17 protein-coding genes are annotated in these 15630 nt (G+C 71.5%); 8 read left to right on the top strand and 9 right to left on the bottom strand.

Annotated elements, in window-relative coordinates:
- Positions 1 to 16: 16 nt before the first annotated feature.
- The 3 genes from ABIC61_RS09595 to ABIC61_RS09585 are packed head-to-tail and all read right to left on the bottom strand — an operon-like array spanning position 17 to position 2445.
- On the bottom strand, positions 17 to 289 hold the full coding sequence (locus ABIC61_RS09595; RefSeq protein WP_144754688.1) for a protealysin inhibitor emfourin: 273 nt from the start codon (positions 287 to 289) through the stop codon (positions 17 to 19).
- A gap of 27 nt (positions 290 to 316) precedes the next feature.
- Positions 317 to 1366 (bottom strand): M4 family metallopeptidase, encoded by a 1050-nt coding sequence (locus ABIC61_RS09590; protein WP_354029718.1) that lies wholly within the window; start codon positions 1364 to 1366, stop codon positions 317 to 319.
- A 35-nt stretch (positions 1367 to 1401) separates the two neighbouring features.
- Positions 1402 to 2445 (bottom strand): glycoside hydrolase family 6 protein, encoded by a 1044-nt coding sequence (locus ABIC61_RS09585; RefSeq protein WP_354029717.1) that lies wholly within the window; start codon positions 2443 to 2445, stop codon positions 1402 to 1404.
- Between the two features lie 101 nt (positions 2446 to 2546).
- Here ABIC61_RS09585 and ABIC61_RS09580 point away from each other — a divergent pair, with 101 nt between their 5' ends.
- From ABIC61_RS09580 to ABIC61_RS09570, 3 genes are all read left to right on the top strand, one after another.
- Positions 2547 to 2993 (top strand): VanZ family protein, encoded by a 447-nt coding sequence (locus tag ABIC61_RS09580; RefSeq protein WP_354029716.1) that lies wholly within the window; start codon positions 2547 to 2549, stop codon positions 2991 to 2993.
- 102 nt (positions 2994 to 3095) lie between these two features.
- Positions 3096 to 3365, top strand: coding sequence for a 30S ribosomal protein S15 (rpsO, locus tag ABIC61_RS09575; RefSeq protein ID WP_070416523.1), 270 nt, complete (start codon positions 3096 to 3098; stop codon positions 3363 to 3365).
- Positions 3366 to 3524: 159 nt separating this feature from the next.
- On the top strand, positions 3525 to 4160 hold the full coding sequence (locus tag ABIC61_RS09570) for a CE1759 family FMN reductase (RefSeq protein WP_354029715.1): 636 nt from the start codon (positions 3525 to 3527) through the stop codon (positions 4158 to 4160).
- A 66-nt stretch (positions 4161 to 4226) separates the two neighbouring features.
- Here ABIC61_RS09570 and ABIC61_RS09565 read toward each other — a convergent pair whose 3' ends face one another.
- The 3 genes from ABIC61_RS09565 to ABIC61_RS09555 all read right to left on the bottom strand — a co-directional run bounded on the left by ABIC61_RS09565 (position 4227) and on the right by ABIC61_RS09555 (position 7413).
- Positions 4227 to 5171, bottom strand: coding sequence for a GDP-mannose 4,6-dehydratase (locus ABIC61_RS09565; RefSeq protein ID WP_354029714.1), 945 nt, complete (start codon positions 5169 to 5171; stop codon positions 4227 to 4229).
- Positions 5172 to 5173: 2 nt separating this feature from the next.
- Entirely contained in the window at positions 5174 to 6172 is a 999-nt protein-coding gene (locus tag ABIC61_RS09560) for a GDP-mannose 4,6-dehydratase (RefSeq protein ID WP_144754673.1), read from the bottom strand.
- A gap of 68 nt (positions 6173 to 6240) precedes the next feature.
- The gene (locus tag ABIC61_RS09555; protein ID WP_354029713.1) at positions 6241 to 7413 is read right to left on the bottom strand and encodes a coiled-coil domain-containing protein; all 1173 of its coding nucleotides are present in this window, start codon (positions 7411 to 7413) and stop codon (positions 6241 to 6243) included.
- 279 nt (positions 7414 to 7692) lie between these two features.
- Here ABIC61_RS09555 and ABIC61_RS09550 point away from each other — a divergent pair, with 279 nt between their 5' ends.
- Positions 7693 to 9960, top strand: a complete 2268-nt coding sequence (locus ABIC61_RS09550) for a polyribonucleotide nucleotidyltransferase (RefSeq protein WP_144754667.1) — start codon at positions 7693 to 7695, stop codon at positions 9958 to 9960.
- Between the two features lie 154 nt (positions 9961 to 10114).
- Here ABIC61_RS09550 and ABIC61_RS09545 read toward each other — a convergent pair whose 3' ends face one another.
- Both ABIC61_RS09545 and ABIC61_RS09540 read right to left on the bottom strand, forming a co-directional pair.
- Positions 10115 to 10642, bottom strand: coding sequence for a YbhB/YbcL family Raf kinase inhibitor-like protein (locus ABIC61_RS09545; protein ID WP_354029712.1), 528 nt, complete (start codon positions 10640 to 10642; stop codon positions 10115 to 10117).
- Between the two features lie 296 nt (positions 10643 to 10938).
- Complete coding sequence (locus ABIC61_RS09540) at positions 10939 to 11586, bottom strand: TetR/AcrR family transcriptional regulator (RefSeq protein ID WP_144754661.1); 648 nt, start codon at positions 11584 to 11586, stop codon at positions 10939 to 10941.
- 248 nt (positions 11587 to 11834) lie between these two features.
- Between ABIC61_RS09540 and ABIC61_RS09535 the strand changes: the two genes are divergently transcribed.
- Both ABIC61_RS09535 and ABIC61_RS09530 read left to right on the top strand, forming a co-directional pair.
- Positions 11835 to 13169: a M16 family metallopeptidase gene (locus tag ABIC61_RS09535; protein ID WP_354029711.1), complete on the top strand. Its 1335-nt coding sequence runs from the start codon at positions 11835 to 11837 to the stop codon at positions 13167 to 13169.
- An 8-nt stretch (positions 13170 to 13177) separates the two neighbouring features.
- Positions 13178 to 13780 carry a histidine phosphatase family protein gene (locus ABIC61_RS09530; protein WP_144755428.1) on the top strand — a complete coding sequence of 201 codons (603 nt, stop codon included), beginning with the start codon at positions 13178 to 13180 and terminating at the stop codon, positions 13778 to 13780.
- A gap of 3 nt (positions 13781 to 13783) precedes the next feature.
- Here the strand turns inward: ABIC61_RS09530 and ABIC61_RS09525 are convergent, their stop codons facing one another.
- Positions 13784 to 14278, bottom strand: a complete 495-nt coding sequence (locus ABIC61_RS09525; protein ID WP_354029710.1) for a GNAT family N-acetyltransferase — start codon at positions 14276 to 14278, stop codon at positions 13784 to 13786.
- 23 nt (positions 14279 to 14301) lie between these two features.
- Between ABIC61_RS09525 and ABIC61_RS09520 the strand changes: the two genes are divergently transcribed.
- Positions 14302 to 15048, top strand: a complete 747-nt coding sequence (locus ABIC61_RS09520) for a 4-hydroxy-tetrahydrodipicolinate reductase (protein ID WP_260852666.1) — start codon at positions 14302 to 14304, stop codon at positions 15046 to 15048.
- A 6-nt stretch (positions 15049 to 15054) separates the two neighbouring features.
- Complete coding sequence (locus tag ABIC61_RS09515) at positions 15055 to 15513, top strand: tetratricopeptide repeat protein (protein ID WP_502908798.1); 459 nt, start codon at positions 15055 to 15057, stop codon at positions 15511 to 15513.
- Positions 15514 to 15630 lie beyond the last annotated feature (117 nt).

Raw genomic sequence — 15630 nt, 5'->3', positions numbered from 1 at the left:
GCGCGGCGTGCGTCCGTCAGGTCGGGGTGCCCTCGGCGCGCACGCGCGTCACCAGGGCCGCCCACGGGCCGTCGAGGCGGGTGCCGGGGATCGTGACCGTCGTCCGCTCGACGGTGATCGTCCACGTGTAGTCGTCGCGGACACCCGGCGCCGGGGCCGACGGCGCATCGCGGGGCAGAGCGCCGACGAGGTCCGACCACCCGGACGGGTCGTCGCACACGTCGGTGTCGACCCGCCAGCCCCGCGAGAGGCCCGCGAGCCCTCCGGTGCGGCGGACGTCGATGCGCATGCCCCGACCGTACGCCCGGCGCCCACGTCAGTCGAGCACGCCCACCGTCCGCCAGGCCTCCTGGACCGCGGTGTGCTGCGACGAGCCCGCGCCGAAGCGGGCGGCCGCGGCGTCGATCGTCACCGTCGCGAACCCGGCGAAGTCGATCGACGCGGTGACGGTGTCGGAGGTGAGGGCGTCCCACCAGACGGCTCCCGCACCGTCCCACGCGTTGCCGCCGATCGTGGTCGCGGCCAGGAAGAACGCGTGGTTCGGGATGCCCGAGTTGGTGTGCACGCCGCCGGCGTCCTCGGTGGTGTCGACGTACCCGGCCATCGTCGCGGGCTGCGGGTCCTTGCCGAGCACCGGGTCGTCGTAGGCCGTGCCCGGGGCACGCATCGAGCGCAGGGCGACCCCGTGCACGGCGGCCGTGAAGAGCCCTTCGCCGATGAGCCACGAGGCCTGCTCCGCGGTCTGGCGCGCGGCGTACTGCGCGACGAGCGAGCCGAAGACGTCGCTGATCGATTCGTTCAGCGCGCCCGACTGCCCCTGGTACGTCAGGTCAGCCGTGTACTGCGTGACGCCGTGCGCGAGCTCGTGGCCGATGACGTCGAGGGCGATCGTGAAGCGGTTGAAGACCTCGCCGTCCCCGTCGCCGAACACCATGCGACTGCCGTCCCAGTACGCGTTGTCGTAGTCCTGCCCGTAGTGCACCGTGGCGTCGAGTGGGAGACCGGCGCCGTCGATCGACACCCGGCCGAACACCTCGAGCCAGAAAGCGTGCGTGGCGCCGAGGCCGGTGTACGCCTCGTCCACCGCGGCGTCGCCGGATTCGGGGTCGCCCTCGCGCCGGACGGTGGTGCCGGGCAGCGTCGTGGTGCCGTGGGCGTCCGAGATCGTGCGCTGCGGTGATCGGTCGACCGTGCCGCTGACGCCCTGCGGCCGGACGCGGTGCTCGTGCTTCGGGCGCTGCACGGTGTCGAGCGACGCGAGGGCGGTGCGGGCGGCCGAGGCCGCGCGGGGGAAGGCGTCCGCGTCGGCGACGGCGCGGAGCAGGTACGGCGGGACGACGGATCGGACGCGGTCGGTCGGGGTCATGGCGTCATGCAACCACCGGGCACCGACAGGGGCGGTCAGCGCTTGCGGTTCTCGACGAGGCCGAGCGCGTACGACTCCCACCACTGGCCGGCTGCGGGTCCGCCGTTGCACGTGCCGTCGCTGAGGCCGGGCGTCTTCACCCAGAGCAGCGCGTCCAGCCGGGTCGACCCGCGCGTGACGTGCGGTGCCTGCCCGAGCCCCGCGCCGTCCGGGTTGCACCACGTGCCACGCCAGCCCTGCCCGTTGCGCGAGACGTCGATGACGAAGTGCGGGTCGTCACCGATCGCGTCCGCCAGCTCGTCGGCGTAGGCGCGCTCCTGGTCGACCCGGTAGAAGTTCGACACGTTCGTGAAGAAGCCCTGCGTCTGGTCGACCCCGGCGGCACGCAGCCACTTCGCCATCGTGGCGGTCGGTACCCGGTTCTCGTTCCCGCCGTCGAGGTAGACGGTGAGGCCGTGCCCGCTGAGCTCGTCGACCGCCTTCCGGAGGAGCGGGAGCCGGTCCTGCTCGAGTCGCTTGCACACCTGGATCTGGGCGATGGCGTCGGGTTCGACGAGCACGACGGCCTTCGACCCCGCCATCGCCCGCACGGCGGACCGCACCCACGGCAGGTACTCGTCGGCCTGCGTCCCACCCTTGGAGTAGCTGCCGCAGTCGCGATCGGGGACGTTGTACAGCACGAACACCGGGGTCTTCCGCTGCGCCTCGGCACTCCGGACGACGTCGCGGATGGTCTGTCGGGTCTCGCTGACCGAGGTGTTCGTGAGCCACGTCGCGATCGGCTGGTCGGCGATGACGGCGATCTTGGCCGCGGTGGTGTCGTCGCCGTCGGCCCGGGCCTGGGACTCGCGCTTGCCGGGTTGGTTCTCGTCCGCCGGCTGTCGGGCGAGACCGCCGGGGAACGCCCCGGAGGCGGACTTCCGCTCGGCGACGTGCCGTCCGTCGGTGCCGGATCCGCGGGGGAGGACCAGCACGAGCGTGGTGACGAGCGCCGCCACGACCACCGCCGCGATCAAGATCCACGTCCACTGACGACGGCCGGGACTGCGACGTGCACGGGTTCCCTCGACACTCGGCATGCGCCCATGCTCGCAGGTGGAACGGGGAACGCCCAGCATCGCGGGGTGTTCCCCCAGCCTCGGCGGTGCTTCCTGTCAGCGCGGTCCCGCAGACTGGCGGGATGTTCCGGAAGCTCCTCCTCCTCGCCCTGACCGCGGCGTACGCCTGGGTGATCTGGCGGATGACGCTGACACCGCAGGTCTTCACGTCGGCGCAGAACTCCCTCGTGCTGCACGCGATCGCCTGGGTCCAACAGCTCCCGCACGGCTCGTGGTTCTCCTACGACCGCACGGAGTTCCTCGCGAACATCGCCATGTTCGTCCCCGTCGGGGTGCTCGCCGCCCTGTGGCTCCCGCGCCGCTGGTGGATCCTCGGTGCGGTCGTCGCGGTCGTGCTCTCCACCGGCATCGAGTTCGCGCAGGCGACCTACCTGCCGTACCGCGTGGCCGATCCGCGCGACGTGCTCTCGAACGGCCTCGGCGGTCTGCTCGGCGCGACGCTCGTCGGACTCGTCCGCAGCCTGCTGCCGGCACCGAGGCGCCGCCGTCTGCGGGCTCGGACCGCCTGACACTCTGGTAGTCTTGGGCGGTTGCCGTCGAACGGCCGCGGACAAAGAGCGCTCGTGCATTCGGTACGGGCACCGCGCAACGGACTGAAAGGGGATCTACGCATGGCACTTGACGCGAAGGTCAAGCAGGAGATCATCGAAGAGTACGCGACCCACCCGGGCGACACCGGTTCCCCCGAGGTCCAGGTCGCCGTTCTGACTCGTCGCATCAACGACCTGAACGAGCACCTCAAGGAGCACAAGCACGACCACCACTCGCGTCGTGGTCTGCTGCTCATGGTCGGTCAGCGTCGCCGTCTCCTCGGTTACCTCTCCGACGTCGACATCGCCCGCTACCGTGCGCTCATCGAGCGCCTCGGCCTGCGTCGCTAGTCGACCGACCCACGCTTGACCGGACGCCCCGGTCCTCCTCGTGAGGACCGGGGTGTTCTCCGTTCCGGCGCGAGCGGGCTCGATCGCGTGGGAATGGTTGCGCCCGATCACCCGTTGAGTACGATGTTCATGCAAACGCATCGAAAGTCGGGACTCACCATGACCACCATCGCCGTCGTCTCCGCCGGGCTCTCCGAGCCCAGCTCAACCCGCCTGCTCGCCGACCGCCTGGCCGAGGCGACCGTCGCGTCGCTCTCCGCACCAGGTCGCAGTGGAGAGCCGGGAGGCGCGGCGAAGGTCCTGCACGTCGACCTGCGTCCGCTGGCGCACGAGATCACCGACGCGATGCTCACCCGGTTCGCGGCGCCGGCACTGTCCGCCGCGATGGCGACCGTCGTCGAGGCCGACGCCGTCGTGTTCGTCACGCCGGTCTTCACCGCCGGGGTGAGCGGCCTGGCGAAGTCGTTCCTCGACGTGCTCGACAAGGACGCGCTCGCCGACATGCCCGTCCTCCTCGGAGCGACCGGCGGGACCGCACGGCACTCGCTCGCGATCGAGCACGGCCTGCGCCCGGTCTTCGCGTACCTCCGGGCCGCCGTGGTGCCGACGGGCGTCTTCGCGGCGACGGACGACTGGGGGAGCGCAGGCGACTCAGCCGCACTGGACGGACGCATCCGCCGGGCGGGAGACGACCTGGCCTGGGCGATCCGTGCCTCCAGGCGGACCCCGCAGGAAGCCGACGCGCTCCCGGCGACGGCGGACTTCGCGTCCCTGCTCGGCGGTCTCGGCCACTGAACCGAGCCCGAGCCGGAGCCGGAGCCGGACCGGGGCGACGGGCCGCAGCCCGTCGCCCCGGCGGCGTCAGTCCTCTGGGGTGGCGGCCAGGTCGGCGTCCACCATCGCGCGGACGATGTCCTCGAACCCGACGGTGGGTTGCCAGCCGAGCTCGTCGCGGAGCCGGCTGGAATCGCCCACGACGGTCTTGACGTCCGTCGGTCGTGCGAGCGACGGGTCGACGCGGATCCGGGACTCGGGGTCGGACACGCCGGCTGCCGCGAGTGCTGCCAGTGCGAAGGACCCGACGCTGTGCGCCACGCCCGTCGCCACGACGTAGTCGCGTGACGCGCGCGCCTCGACGACCAGGCGGATCGCCTCGGCGACGTCGGGCGCCCAGCCCCAGTCGCGCTCGATCGACGGGTCCGCCAGGACGACCTCGTCCGCCCGGCCCCGTGCCACGTCGGCGACCGCCGACGTGATGAGGCGGGTGACGAAGCGCTTCGGCCGGCGCGGCGACTCGTGGTTGAACAGGATCAACGACGACGCGCGCAGTCCGGCAGCACGGTAGGCGGCCACCAGGTGGTGCGCGTGCGCCTTCGCGGCGCCGTACGGGTTCGTCGGTGCGACCGGCGTGGACTCGTCGACGACGCCGGACGCCGGCGCGCCGAAGACCTCCGAGCTCGACGCCTGGACGACCTGGCAGTCGATGCCGTCGTCCGCGAGGCGCCGGGCAGCCGCGAAGACCGCTGCCGGCACGATGGCGTCCGCGACCGCGGTGCCGACGGGATCCTGCCAGGCGCGCGCGACGGAGCTCTGCGCCGCCAGGTTCACGATCGCGTCCGGACGGACCTCGTCCACGAGGCGACCGAGGGCGTCCGTGTCCGTCAGGTCGAGCTGCCGGAGGTCGACCCCGTCGACGACGTTCTCGGTCGTCTTCGAGACGCCGACGACCTCGTGCCCGTGCCGGAGGAGGGTCTCGGCCAGGTAGCTGCCCGTCTGGCCGGTGACCCCCGTGACGAGGACCCGCACGCTCACGCCGTGGCGACCGCGTCGGTCCCGCGCTCGCGGGCGAGGTCGGCGTCGACCATGGTGGCGACGAGCTGCGGGAACGACATCTGCGGCTTCCAGCCGAGACGTTCGTGCGCCTTCGTCGCGTCACCGATGAGCAGGTCGACCTCGGCCGGGCGCATGAAGCGCTCGTCCTGCTTGACGTAGCGCTCCCAGTCGTCGATGCCGACGTGCTTGAAGGCGAGGTCGACGTACTCGCGGACCTCGTGGGTCTCGCCCGTCGAGATCACGTAGTCGTCCGGCTCGTCCTGCTGCAGCATCCGCCACATCGCCTCGACGTAGTCGCCGGCGAAGCCCCAGTCGCGCTTCGCGTCGAGGTTGCCGAGCACCAGGGAGTCCTGCTTCCCGAGGGCGATCCGGGCGACGGCGGTGGAGATCTTCCGCGTCACGAACTCCGGGCCGCGCAGGGGGGACTCGTGGTTGAACAGCATGCCGCTCGACGCGTGCATCCCGTACGACTCGCGGTAGTTGATGGTCATGTGGTGACCGAAGGCCTTCGCCACGCCGTACGGCGACCGCGGCCAGAGCAGCGTCGTCTCGGACTGCGGGACCTCCTGCACCCGGCCGAACATCTCGGAGCTGGACGCCTGGTAGAAACGCGGCTTCGTCGAGGTGAGGTCGGAGTACTGGCGCACGGCCTCGAGCATGTTGAGCACGCCCATGCCGGTGACCTGGCTCGTCAGGCTCGCGTTCTCCCACGAGTACGCGACGAAGGAGATCGCCCCGAGGTTGTAGACCTCGTCGGGGCGCACGGTGTTCATGGTGCGCAGCAGGCTCGACGGGTCGAGGAGGTCGCCGGTGACGATCTGGACGCCGGGCACCCGCTCCTTCACCAGGTCGATCTTCGGGTTGTTCTGCCCTCGGACGAGGCCGAAGACCTCGTAGCCCTTCGCTGTCAGCAGCTCGGAGAGGTAGAGGCCGTCCTGGCCGGTGATGCCGGTGATGAGTGCACGGGGCGACATGGAGCTCCTATTCGAATCGCGTCAACCTAGCATCGCAGAGTCGCGAGGGGTCGTCAGAACCGCGGGGTTCAGTACCAGTGCGGGTTGACGCTCATCTCGTGGCTCCACGCCCCGCACGGCGAGCCGTAGGCGTCGTGGATGTACGCGAGACCCCAGTTGATCTGCGTCGCCGCGTTCGTCCGCCAGTCCGCGCCGGCGACCGCCATCTTGTTCGCGGGGAGCGACTGCGGGATGCCGTACGCCCCGCTCGACACGTTCAGGGCGTTCGCGCGCCAGCCGGACTCCTGCGTCCACAGCGAGACGAGGCACGAGAACTGGTCGGAACCCCAGCCGTACGAGCCGATGGCGCTCCGGGCGTAGGCCTGCGCTCCGGCGGGGTCGACCACGACGCCACCGGTGCTCGGGTACGACGAGCCGCCCGTGACCGGTGTGCTCGTGTTCGCCTTCGCGGCCGCTGCCTCCTCGCGCCTCCGCTGTTGCTCGGCCTTCTGCGCGGCCACCTGCACGCCGAGCTGGTAGCGCTGCTCGGTCGACGCGGTGGTGTCCTTCAGCGACGCCAGCTGCGCGTACAGCTCGTCGCTGTGCTCCTGTGTGTCGGCGACCGCGGCCTTCGCGACGGCCTCGGCGGACTCCGCAGCGCTCGCCTTCGTCTCCGCCGCGTCGGCGAGGTCCGCCCGCTCGTCCTCGGCCCGGGTCGCCTGGTCGTGCAGGGACGACGCGGTCTTCGCCGCGACGGACGCGTCGTCCATCACGCCGGCCCAGGTCGACGACAGCTGGTCGAGCGCGCCGAGCTGGTAGAGCAGCTGGTCCGGGTTCTTCGCCGTCGCGATGCGGGTGGTCATCTCGTTCGAGCTGCCGTCGCGGTACAGGTTGGCCGCGAGCTGACCGGCGCGCTGCTGCGCACGCTCGGCGGTCTTCGCCGCCTGGTCGGCCTGGGCCTGGAGGCTCGTGGCGGCCTGGGCGGCGGAGGCCAGGTCCGCCTCGGCCTGGTCCGCCTTCTCGGAGGCGTCGAGCGCCGCCTGCGACTGCGCCGCCGCGGCCGACTGCGCCGCCTGCAGCGCGGCCTGCACGCGGGAGACCTCGGCCTTCTTGGCCTGCTCGTTGCCCTTCGCCCGCTCGACGTCCTGCCAGCTCGGGTACTCCGTCGCGTTCGCCGGGACTGCGGTGACGACGGGGGCGACGAGCGCGCCGACGACCACTGCGGCCGCGACGAACAAGCCCCGGGAGGGGGTGAGGCGCATGGCAGCAGGCTACCGAGGACACGCCCGTTCGCCGTGAGCCTCGCCGCCGATTCCCTGCGGACTGGTAAAGTCCTTCACGTCCGGGGACCGTTTCCCCGGGCGGAACGACAAACACTGCGCAGGCCGGGCACGGAGCTGGTCATCGGTGGTGGCTCGCGGGCCGGACGGTTTCCCGAGTGCTTCTACTGCTGGCCAGACATGCGTCCCGATCCCTTCGGCGCGCACGCACCATCGGGTGCCGTGGCCCCAGCCTGCCGAACACTTCAAGGAGGCACCCTTTTGGAGGGTCCCGAGATCAAGTTCGCCGAGGCCGTTCTCGACAACGGCAAGTACGGCAAGCGCACCGTCCGGTTCGAGACCGGTCGGCTCGCACAGCAGGCCCAGGGCGCGGTCGCCGCGTACCTCGACGAGGACACGATGCTCCTCTCGGCCACCAGCGCCGGCAAGCACCCGCGTGAAGGGTTCGACTTCTTCCCGCTGACCGTCGACGTCGAGGAGCGTTCCTACGCCGCCGGCAAGATCCCCGGTTCGTTCTTCCGCCGCGAAGGCCGTCCCAGCACCGAGGCGATCCTCGTCTGCCGTCTCATCGACCGGCCGCTGCGCCCGTCGTTCGTCGACGGCCTCCGCAACGAGGTCCAGATCGTCATCACCGTCCTGAGCATCGCTCCGGACGAGTTCTACGACGCGCTCGCGATCAACGCGGCGTCCGCGTCGACGCAGATCTCCGGTCTGCCGTTCTCCGGCCCGATCGCCGGTGTGCGCCTCGCGCTCATCGGTGACCAGTGGGTCGCGTTCCCGAAGGCGTCGCAGCTCGCCGAGGCCGTCTTCGACCTCACCGTCGCGGGCCGTGTCGTCACGGACGAGGCCGGCAACGAGGACGTCGCGATCATGATGGTCGAGGCCGAGGCCACCGAGCACAGCTGGGACCTCATCCAGGGCGGTGCGACCAAGCCCGATGAGGCCGTCGTCGCGCAGGGCCTCGAGGCGGCGAAGCCGTTCCTCAAGCAGCTCGTCGAGGCGCAGGCGAAGATGGCCGCGCAGTCGGCCAAGGAGATCCAGGACTACCCGGTCTTCCCGCCGTACGCCCCCGAGGTCTACGACGCGGTCGAGGCCATCGCGCTGTCCGAGCTCGGCGACGTCTACAAGATCGCCGGCAAGCTCGAGCGTCAGGACGCCGATGACGCCCTGAAGGCCCGCGTCAAGGAGGCCATCGCCGCCAAGGTGACGGCCGGCGAGCTCCCCGAGAGCGCCAACGGCCAGGTCAGCGGCGCCTACAAGTCGGTCACGAAGAAGGTCGTCCGCGGCCGGATCCTGACCGAGCAGGTCCGCATGGACGGTCGCGGCCTCGCCGACATCCGTCCGCTCGACGCCGAGGTCGCCGTGATCCCGCGCGTCCACGGTTCGGCGATCTTCCAGCGCGGCGAGACCCAGATCCTGGGCGTCACCACGCTGAACATGCTCAAGATGGAGCAGCAGATCGACTCGCTGTCGCCCGTCACGAAGAAGCGCTACCTGCACCACTACAACTTCCCGCCGTACTCGACGGGTGAGACCGGTCGTGTCGGTTCGCCGAAGCGTCGCGAGATCGGGCACGGCTTCCTCGCCGAGCGCGCCCTCGTGCCGGTGCTGCCGTCGCGCGAGGAGTTCCCCTACGCCATCCGTCAGGTGTCCGAGGCCCTCGGCTCCAACGGTTCGACGTCGATGGGTTCCGTCTGCGCCTCGACCCTGTCGCTCCTCAACGCCGGTGTGCCCCTCAAGGCCCCGGTCGCGGGCATCGCGATGGGCCTCGTCTCCGACACCGTCGACGGTCAGACCCGCTACGCGGCGCTGACCGACATCCTCGGTGCCGAGGACGCCCTCGGTGACATGGACTTCAAGGTCGCCGGCACCTCGGACTTCGTCACGGCCATCCAGCTGGACACGAAGCTCGACGGCATCCCCTCGTCGGTCCTCGACGCCGCCCTCAAGCAGGCCAAGGAAGCGCGCTCCGCGATCCTCGGTGTGCTGAACGAGGCGATCGACGCCCCCGACGAGATGGCCGACACCGCGCCGCGCGTCATCTCCGTGCAGATCCCCGTCGACAAGATCGGCGAGCTGATCGGCCCGAAGGGCAAGACGATCAACGGCATCCAGGACGAGACCGGTGCCGACATCTCGATCGAGGACAACGGCACCGTCTACATCGGCGCCGTCGACGGTCCGTCGGCCGAGGCCGCTCGTGCGTCGGTCAACGCGATCGCGAACCCGACCAACCCGGAGATCGGGGACCAGTTCCTCGGCACCGTCGTGAAGATCGCCACGTTCGGCGCCTTCGTGTCGCTGCTCCCGGGCCGTGACGGTCTGCTCCACGTCTCCGAGGTGCGCAAGCTCGCCGGTGGCAAGCGTGTGGAGAACGTCGAGGACGTCCTCGGCGTGGGCCAGAAGATCCTGGTCGAGGTCACCAAGGTGGACGACCGCGGCAAGCTCTCGCTCGCGCCGGTCGTGGCCGACGAGTCGGACACCGACTCGAGCGGTGCCCGCGAGGAGTCGACGGACGCCACCGTCTGATCCACCCCTGGCACACGAACGGCCGTCGTCCCTCGCGGGGCGGCGGCCGTTCGCCGTGTGTATGTGGTGCGCACCGAGACTCGCGCTGAGCGACAGTTCTCGGGTGCCGGGGCCCGAGAACTGTCGCTGACGCTGAGTCTCGGGCCCGGGCAGGTCAGGCGGCTGGTGTCTCCTGCGTGCCGACGAGCTGGGCACGGCCGAGCAGGTGCTCCCGCAGCACGAACCCCACGACGGCGGGCGTCGCATCGGCGGGAGCCTCGAGCACGGGGACGTCGAGGGCGCTCAGCGTGAAGAAGTAGCGGTGCGGGCCGTGACCGGCGGGCGGGGCGGCACCGAGGAACGTGTCCGTGCCGAACTCGTTGCGCCGGCGGAGCGCCTCGGCGGGGAGCAGCGTGTCGTCGGTGCCGGCACCCGCGGGCAGGCTGGTCGCGCCGGCCGGGATGTCGGTCAGGCTCCAGTGCCAGAAGCCCGAGCCCGTCGGGGCGTCGGGGTCGTAGACGGTGAGGACGTAGCTCTGCGTGCCCTCGGGGGCGCCGGACCACTCGAGCGCGGGGGAGCGGTCCTCGCCGCCGGCGTCGGTACCGCGGGCGGACGTGGGCAGGACTTCGCCGTCACCGAAGTCGGGGCTGGTCAGGGTGAACGAGGGGACCTCGGGGAGGTTCCAGTTGGGGTCGTTGGCCATGCGCCCAGCCAACACCCGCCGCCTCGGCTCACGCTCGGTGCGCGTCCGGTGCGCGACGGGGCGCGGCAGGGGCCGGACGGGAGGCGCGGGTCGGCCTGGATCCGTGCCTCCAGTCCGGCGTGTGGTCGCGAGGGCACTGTGGTCGCGAAAGCGACAGATGTGCGCGTGCGCCCGCGGTCCGTCCCGTGAGGGCGACAGATGTGCGCGGATGGTTCGCGGCAGACTGTCGCTTTCGCGACGGTGACGGGTGCGGCGACCGGGCGGGTCCGGCCGGGGCGGCGCCTGCGGCGCGCGCGTCAGGCGGCGAGCACGCGCTCGACGACGCGGCCGAGGGCCGCCGTCGCGGCGATCGCGTCACCGGCGTACGCGCCGGACATGGCGCCGTCGCGCGCGAGCATGAGCTCGTCCGCGCCGTCACCGGGCAGGGCGTGCCCGGCGTCCTGCAACAGGTCGGCCAGGCGTTCGGTGTACCAGTCGCGGTGCATCGCGACGACCTCGCGCACGGGGTCACGGGGGTCGTGGTACTCGGCGGCGGCGTTGAGGAACGCGCAGCCACGGAAGTCCGGGTCGTTGACCTCGTCTGCCAGGGCGGCGACCCACGCGCGGACGGCCCGTTCAGGGGAGCCGGCGTCGGCGATGAGCTGCTCCATCCGCTGCTGCACTCGCTCGTGCTGCGTCCGGATGTAGGCGAGGATCAGGTTGTCCTTCGACCCGTAGTGCTTGTAGAACGTCGCCTTCGTGACGCTCGCCTCGGAGATGAGGCGGTCGACGCCGACGCTGTGGATGCCCTCTTCGTAGAAGAGTCGCGTGGCGGTCTCGAGGACACGGACCTTCGCGCCGCCGGAGCGGGGAGTCGGGGGGACGCTCGACCCGTCCGGCGACGCGAGGTTCGTGCTCGGGCCAAGGAGACGCTGGACGGCCGGTTGGGGGGAATCGACCGTCACAGCGTGGCTCCTTGGGCTCATCGGCTCCGCGACTGAGTGGGGGGACTCGTGCGTCGCGCAGGACTGATGTCCCGAGCCACCGGATCGAAATCTAGGGGGGCTTTCGATCCGGTGTAAGAACTGTACCACAGGGAGGACAGACAGACGAGTCTTTCTATCCTCCTCGGCTGTACCCCACTTCGAGTGACATCGTGTGCACCTGTGGAAACTGGGCGGCGGGCGCGCGGGGGTCAGTAGGCTCGTCTGCGATGAACCACCCAGTGCCGTTGCCGCTCGAGGCCCCGGACACGTCGTTCCTGACGTCCGGGGGCGCCTTCGTCCGCCGATCCGTCCTGCCTTCGGGCGTGCGGGTCCTGACCGAGGCCATGCCCGGAGCCAGTTCGACGAGCCTCGGGTTCTGGGTCGGGGTCGGCTCCCGCGACGAGCGAGCCGGTCAGTACGGCTCGACGCACTTCCTCGAGCACCTGCTGTTCAAGGGGACCGCCAAGCGTTCGGCCCTCGACATCGCGATCGCGTTCGACTCGGTCGGCGGTGAGCACAACGCCGCCACGGCGAAGGAGTACACCTGCTACTACTCGCGGGTCCGTGACGCCGACGTACCGATGGCGGTCGAGGTGATCGGCGACATGGTCACCGGTTCCGTGCTCGAGTCCGCGGCGTTCGACGTCGAGCGCGGCGTGATCCTCGAGGAGCTCGCGATGGCCGCGGACGACCCGGCCGACGTCGCGGGCGAGGCCTTCTTCGCCGCCGCGTTCGACGGCCACGCCCTCGGCCGACCGATCGGTGGCACCCCGGAGAGCATCCGTGCGGTCGGGCGTGACGAGGTCCTGGCGCACTACCGGGAGCACTACGCCCCGAACGGCATCGTCGTCACCGCCGCCGGCGCGATCGACCACGACCGCTTCTGCGAACTGGTCGAGGCCGTGTTCCAGGGTGCGCCGAAGGCCTCCCCGCTCGCGCGACGGACCCCGCAGCCCGTGGCCGACCCGGCGATCCCGAAGCTCTCGGTCGTGCACCGTCCGACCGAACAGGTCAGCATGCTGCGCGGCTCGCAGGGGCTCGACCTCCGCGACGAGCGTCGTCCGGTCCTCAGCGTGCTCAACGCCGTGCTCGGCGGTGGCATGAGCTCCCGCCTCTTCCAGGAGGTCCGGGAGCGCCGCGGCCTCGCCTACGCGGTGAGCTCGTTCGCGCCCGCCTACCTGGACAACGGCGCGTTCGGCGTCTACGCCGGGTGCGCCCCCGACAACGTCGCCGGGGTCATCGAGATCGTCGACGCCGAGTTCCGCCGGATGGTCGACGACGGCATCACCACCGACGAACTCCGCCGTGCGAAGGGGCAGATCGAGGGGGCGCTGACGCTCTCGCTCGAGGACTCCGACGCCCGGATGACCCGACTCGGCCGGTCCGAGCTCGGCACGGGGGAGTTCACCGACCTCGCCACCGCTCTCGAGCGGGTGGACCGTGTGACCACGGGCGACGTCCTCGACCTGGCGCGCGACCTCCTGACCCGCCCGACGATCACCTCCGTGGTCGGCGCGGTGCAGCAGGACGAGCTCGCGGCCGCGATCGGGATCGGCGGTTGAGCACCGACATGTCGCACTACCTCTACCTCGTCCGGCACGGCGAACACCAGGACGCGGAACACGGGCTGCGTGACGGCAAGCTCTCGGAGCGCGGCAAGCGGCAGGCCATGCTCGTCGCCGACCGACTCGGTGGCGTCCCGTTCGACGGCGTGTACCACTCGCCGCTCGAGGCCCCGAGCGAGACCGCGTCGTTCCTGTCCCAGCGGCTGCCGGCGATCCAGCCCGAGCCGTCGACCCTGCTCTTCGACTGCATCCCGTCGGGGCCGACGCCGGACATGCCGCACGCCTACCAGGGTTGGTACGGCGGCATCACCGAAGAGGAGATCGTCGCCGGGCAGGCCCAGATGGGCGACGCCGTGGCCGAGTGGTTCACCCCCGCCCGCGACGACCGGCACGACCTGCTCATCACGCACAACGCCGTGATCGGTTGGTTCGTGCGCGAGGCGTTCCAGGCGCCGGAGTGGCGGTGGATGGGGACGAACGTGGCCCACACCGCGCTGACGATCATCCGCATCCGGTCGGCCAAGCCCGCTGAGGTCGTGGCGCTCAACGACCTGGCGCACCTGCCGGTCGAGCTCCGGACCGGCCTGCCGGTCGACCAGCCGGTCTGACGGCTAACCGACGCGCACGGGCTTGCGGTACCAGGCCGTCGCGTTCGGGTTGTCGTTGAACGGCTGCACACGCTCGTAGCCCCGGCCGCGGTACATCGCTCCGGCGGCGACGAGGGAGTCGTTCGTGTCGAGGACGATCGCCGTCGCCCCGAGCTCGGCGGCCGCAGCCTCGAGCGTGTCCATCAGCGCCGTCGCGACCCCCTTCCCACGGCCCGCGGGTGTCACGAACACGTGCTTGACCTCGAACCGCACGCCCGGACTGTCGCCAGCCGTGTCGTCCGCGATCCGACGGAGCCCACCGCACCCGACCGCGAGACCGTCGTCGTACGCGACCGCGAAGACCCCGTTCGGCGGCGTGAACTCGGCCGCCGGGGTGCGCTTCCGCGCGTAGGAGCCCTGGGCGCTCGGGAACGTCGCCTCGCGCTCGTCGAGGTAGGCGTCGAGCAGCGCGTCGACCTCGGGGATGTCTGCCGGCACGGTCCTGACCTCGAGCGTCATGCGTCGATCCTAGGATGGTGGGCATGGTCACTCCCGTCGCCGTCGTCGGCGCCACCGGTCGTCTCGGGGGCCTCGTGGCCGCCGTCGTCGAGGAACTGCCCGAGTTCGAGCTCGTCGCGAGCCTGTCGTCGAAGGACGGCGCGCACGAAGCCGGTCCGTCGGTGTTCGGGGGAGCGGCGATCGTGGTCGACGTGACCGTCCCCGCGTTGAGCCCCGCCATCGTCGACACCGCGCTCGCGAGCGGCGCGAACGTGCTCGTCGGCACCTCCGGGTGGTCGGGGGATCGGCTCGCGAAGCTCCGCGCCGGACTCGAGTCGCGTCCCGAGCAGGGCGTCTTCGTGGTGCCGAACTTCTCGATCGGCTCGGTGCTCGGCACGCACCTCGCCACGATCGCGGCACCGTGGTTCCCGTCGGTCGAGATCGTCGAGACGCACCACGCCGGCAAGATCGACTCGCCGTCCGGGACCGCGGTTCGCACCGCCGAACTCATCGCCGACGCCCGGCGCGAGGTCGGTCCGGTCGAGGCCCCGCACGTCGACCAGCGGGCCCGCGGGCAGCAGGTCGCGAGCGTCCCGATCCACTCGCTGCGGCTGCCCGGCGTGAAGGCCGTGCAGGACGTCCTGCTGAGCGGCCCCGGCGAGACCCTGACGATCCGGCACGACACGAACGACGACGTCGCCTACGTGGCGGGCATCCGCGCCGCGCTGTCCGCCGTCGGGTCGATGCGGGGCCTGACGGTCGGCCTCGGCAGTGTCCTCGGCATCGGCTGACCCGCCGTGCGCCTGACCCGCTCGCTCCGTTCGCCGTTCTGGGGCGCCGCCCTGATGGCGGTGCTGCTCGCGCTCTACATCGTGCTCGTCGGGCAGCGCGCGGTGGCCTTCATCGCGACCGGCATCCCGATCGGGATCGGCATCGGCGTGGCACTGTTCGTCGTCGCGGCGATCGGCGCGCTGCTGCTCGTCCTGGAGTTCCGCTTCGGCCTCCGCATCACCCGGCTCGGCGCGCGGCTCGAACGCGAGGGCGCGGCACCGGCGGACGTGGTGCCCGTGCGGCCGTCGGGTCGGCCGACGCGCGAGGCCGCCGACGAGCTCTTCCCCGAGTACAAGGCCGCCGTCGAGACCGACCCGACGGACTGGCGCGGGTGGTACCGCCTCGGCGTCGTCTACGACGCCGCCGGTGACCGCAAGCGGGCGCGGGCCGCGATGCGCGAAGCGCTCACCAGGGCACGCGGTTGACGGACTGGAGGCGCGGGGGGCGCCGGGCCCCCCCCCCCCCCGCCGGGGGGGGGGGGGGGGGGGCGACCCGAGGCAGATCCCCCCCATCGGCCCCGCACCCCCCCCCCCCCCCACCCG

It is taken from the genome of Curtobacterium sp. 1544 (assembly GCF_040544915.1).
GTDB classification, from domain to species: domain Bacteria; phylum Actinomycetota; class Actinomycetes; order Actinomycetales; family Microbacteriaceae; genus Curtobacterium; species Curtobacterium pusillum_C.
This window is presented reverse-complemented; position numbering and strand designations above follow the sequence as displayed.

Coding starts and splice junctions, on each gene's coding strand:
- ABIC61_RS09595 (WP_144754688.1), bottom strand. CDS start 289: ATGCGCATCGACGTCCGCCGCACCGGAGGGCTCGCGGGCCTCTCGCGG.
- ABIC61_RS09590 (WP_354029718.1), bottom strand. CDS start 1,366: ATGACCCCGACCGACCGCGTCCGATCCGTCGTCCCGCCGTACCTGCTC.
- ABIC61_RS09585 (WP_354029717.1), bottom strand. CDS start 2,445: ATGCCGAGTGTCGAGGGAACCCGTGCACGTCGCAGTCCCGGCCGTCGT.
- ABIC61_RS09580 (WP_354029716.1), top strand. CDS start 2,547: ATGTTCCGGAAGCTCCTCCTCCTCGCCCTGACCGCGGCGTACGCCTGG.
- rpsO (WP_070416523.1), top strand. CDS start 3,096: ATGGCACTTGACGCGAAGGTCAAGCAGGAGATCATCGAAGAGTACGCG.
- ABIC61_RS09570 (WP_354029715.1), top strand. CDS start 3,525: ATGACCACCATCGCCGTCGTCTCCGCCGGGCTCTCCGAGCCCAGCTCA.
- ABIC61_RS09560 (WP_144754673.1), bottom strand. CDS start 6,172: ATGTCGCCCCGTGCACTCATCACCGGCATCACCGGCCAGGACGGCCTC.
- ABIC61_RS09555 (WP_354029713.1), bottom strand. CDS start 7,413: ATGCGCCTCACCCCCTCCCGGGGCTTGTTCGTCGCGGCCGCAGTGGTC.
- ABIC61_RS09545 (WP_354029712.1), bottom strand. CDS start 10,642: ATGGCCAACGACCCCAACTGGAACCTCCCCGAGGTCCCCTCGTTCACC.
- ABIC61_RS09535 (WP_354029711.1), top strand. CDS start 11,835: ATGAACCACCCAGTGCCGTTGCCGCTCGAGGCCCCGGACACGTCGTTC.
- ABIC61_RS09530 (WP_144755428.1), top strand. CDS start 13,178: ATGTCGCACTACCTCTACCTCGTCCGGCACGGCGAACACCAGGACGCG.
- ABIC61_RS09525 (WP_354029710.1), bottom strand. CDS start 14,278: ATGACGCTCGAGGTCAGGACCGTGCCGGCAGACATCCCCGAGGTCGAC.
- ABIC61_RS09520 (WP_260852666.1), top strand. CDS start 14,302: ATGGTCACTCCCGTCGCCGTCGTCGGCGCCACCGGTCGTCTCGGGGGC.